Origin of the sequence: Streptomyces sp., assembly GCF_031178505.1 — a bacterium.
GTDB lineage: Bacteria > Actinomycetota > Actinomycetes > Streptomycetales > Streptomycetaceae > Streptomyces > Streptomyces gulbargensis.
The window spans coordinates 1-2,917 of the sequence record NZ_JAPSIW010000833.1; the positions used below are offsets into that span (position 1 = coordinate 1).

The 2,917-nt window shown below is 73.5% G+C and carries 3 protein-coding genes and 1 pseudogene; 3 read left to right on the forward strand and 1 reads right to left on the reverse strand.

Annotated elements, in window-relative coordinates; genetic code table 11:
* Nucleotides 1-592, reverse strand: a 592-nt coding sequence (locus tag RIF68_RS33095; protein WP_309055126.1) for a TetR/AcrR family transcriptional regulator, incomplete at its 3' end; no start/stop codon positions are given.
* A gap of 139 nt (nt 593-731) precedes the next feature.
* Between RIF68_RS33095 and RIF68_RS33100 the strand changes: the two genes are divergently transcribed.
* The 3 genes and pseudogenes from RIF68_RS33100 to RIF68_RS33110 form a co-directional block, all read left to right on the forward strand.
* Nucleotides 732-1,667 carry an ABC transporter permease gene (locus tag RIF68_RS33100; protein ID WP_375165773.1) on the forward strand — a complete coding sequence of 312 codons (936 nt, stop codon included), beginning with the start codon at nt 732-734 and terminating at the stop codon, nt 1,665-1,667.
* A complete protein-coding gene (locus tag RIF68_RS33105) occupies nt 1,660-2,436 on the forward strand; it encodes an ABC transporter ATP-binding protein (protein ID WP_309055128.1) in 777 nt (258 codons plus the stop codon). Before RIF68_RS33100 ends, RIF68_RS33105 begins: the two co-directional genes overlap by 8 nt.
* A gap of 83 nt (nt 2,437-2,519) precedes the next feature.
* Nucleotides 2,520-2,917, forward strand: a pseudogene (locus RIF68_RS33110) (hypothetical protein); the annotation flags it as partial.

Here is a 2,917-nt window from a genome sequence, read left to right on the forward strand (position 1 = left end):
GGAGCGCCGCCGCCGCCGCGCGCGCGAGGTCGTCCACGTACCCCTCGGGCGGTTCGGTGCGGACGACGGCAAGACGCCAGTAGAGGGGGCCGAGGACGAGGTCGAGGGCGCGCGCGGGGTCGCTTCCCCCGGGGAGGTCGCCGCGCGCGACGGCCTCGTGCACGATCCGGGCGACGACTCCCTGCCGTCCGTCGAGGAGGACCGCCCGGAGGGCGTCGGCCATCTCCGGGTTCCGGGCGGCTTCGACGAGGAGGTCCGGCACGACCCGCGAGGCGACGGGGTGGCGCAGGGCCTGTGCGGCGACCTCGAGGAGCGCGCGCACGTCGCCGAGGAGGCTGCCGGTGGCGGGGGCGGGCATGCCCTGTTCGGCGACGGCGCCGACGATGTCGAGCACGAGGGCGAGCTTGGACTTCCAGCGCCGGTAGACGGCGGTCTTGCCGACGCCGGCGCGGCGCGCGATGCCCTCGATGGACATCCGGGCGAACCCGACGGCCGCGAGTTCCTCGAAGACGGCGGCGCGGATGGCCTCGGTGACGTCCTCCCGGAGCACGGCGGCTCCGGCGGGGGCGCGTCGGGGGGGCGGGGTGCTCATGCGCGCATCCTAACCAACGACGACGTCACGACGATACGGTTGCGTTCCGACGTACAAGCCCCCTAGCCTCCCCGTAGCGACGATACGGACTCGTTCCATCGTCGCGGAAGACCCGTGCCCTCCGTCGAAAGCGGCGCCCGTGACCACGACCCTGGCTCCACCCCCGCCCCCCTCACCCGTCGCGCCGGGCGCCACGGTGGTGCCCGCCGAGAACCTCGGCGCGCTCGCCCGCCGCCACGGCCTCACCGTCAGCGGCGCCCGCCCGCCCCTCGGCACGTACGTCCGGCAGCTCTGGTCCCGCCGCTCCTTCATCGCCGCCTTCGCGACCGCCCGCCTCACCGCCCAGTACAGCCAGGCGCGCCTCGGCCAGCTCTGGCAGCTGATGACCCCGCTCCTCAACGCCGCCGTCTACTACCTGGTCTTCGGCGTCCTGATGAACGCCCGGCACGGCGTCCCCGACTACGTCCCGTTCCTGATCACCGGCGTCTTCGTGTGGGCCTTCACCGCCGAGACGGTGATGAGCGGGACACGGGCGATCAGCGGCAATCTCGGCCTGGTGCGCGCCCTGCACTTCCCCCGCGCGTCCCTGCCGCTCTCCCTCGCCCTCCAGAAGTTCCAGCAGCTGCTGCTCTCGCTCGCCGCGCTCATCCTGATCCTCCTGTGCTGCGGCCAGCGCCCGGCCCCCAGCTGGCTGCTCGCCGTACCGGCCCTCTTGTTCCAGGCACTGTTCAGCACGGGCCTGGCGCTGGTGACGGCGCGGCTCGCCGCCAGGACCCCGGACATCGCCCAGCTCATGCCGTTCGTGCTGCGCACCTGGATGTACGCCTCGGGCGCCATGTGGTCCATCCAGACCCTGGCGCGCGGCGGCCGCTTCCCCGAGGCCGTCGTCCTCGCCCTGCAGTGCAATCCGGCGGCCCTCTCCATCGACCTCATGCGCTTCGCGCTCATCGACAGCCACGGGGCGGCGCAGCTCCCTCCGCACGCCTGGGCGCTCGCCGCAGGCTGGGGGGTCGTGGTCTTCACGGGCGGGTTCCTGTGGTTCTGGCAGGCGGAGGAGACGTACGGCCGTGGCTGAGACACCGAGGATCCCGACCGTCGTGGTGGACGACGTGCACGTCTCGTACACGGTGCACGGCGCGGCGGTGGGCCACCGGCCGGCCCGCGGTCCCGCCGGGCTGCTGCGCCGTGGCCGCCCGGTGCCCGCCGGCCGCCGGGTGCACGCCGTCAGGGGCGTGAGCTTCGTGGCGTACCAGGGGGAGGCGATCGGTCTGATCGGTTCGAACGGCTCAGGCAAGTCCACCCTCCTGAAGGCCGTCGCGGGCCTCCAGCCCGTCGAGCACGGCCGGATCCACACCCGGGGGCAGCCCGCACTGCTCGGCGTGCACGCGGCCCTGATGAACGATCTGACCGGCGAGCGGAACGTGATCCTGGGCGGCCTCGCCATGGGCATGAGCCGGGCCGAGATCCGGGACCGCTACGACGACATCGTGGAGTTCTCCGGCGTCAACGAGAAGGAGGACGCGATCTCGCGCCCCCTGCGGACGTACTCCTCCGGGATGGCCGCCCGGCTGCGGTTCTCCCTCGCGGCCGCCCGGAGCCACGACGTGCTGCTCATCGACGAGGCCCTGGCCACCGGCGACGCCCGCTTCCAGCGCCGGAGCCGACGGCGGATCGACGAGCTGCGGGCGGAGGCGGGGACCGTGTTCCTGGTGAGCCACGCGCACGCCGCCATCAGGGAGACCTGCGGGCGGGCCCTGTGGCTGGAGGCGGGAACGCTGCGGATGGACGGACCGGCCGAGGAGGTGGTGGCGGCGTACGAGGCGTTCACCTCGGGCGGGTCCTAGGACCTCGTGACCACCGGTCGCCGTTCACCGGTACGGGCGACCACAAAAGGGAGAAACCACCTGTACCGGACTACGGTCGGAGGGTGACGACCGAGCAGCCCCACCCCCCGCCGTCCGGCAGCGCTCCCCCGTCGCCCGGGAGCGCTCCTCCGCCCGCCTCCGGCAGCACTCCCCCGCCACCACGCCTCACCCGTTCGCCCTTCGAGTCGGAGACCTTCACCTCCGCCACCTTCGTCACGGTCGGGAACGGTCCACTTCTCGCGCTCGCCGCCGTCTGGGTCCTCACCCGGGCGGGGATGCTGCTGCTCCTGCTCAAGGACGGCCTCGGGATCGGCGGGGTGGGCCGGGAGGTGTACCTGCTCTACCGGCACTGGTACGCGCAGTTCGCCGGCGGCTCCTTCCCCGTGGGCGACCCCGCCTGGCAGTACCCGCCCGGCGCCGGGCTCGTCATCATGTCGCCGGGGGTGCTGCCGTGGCTCAG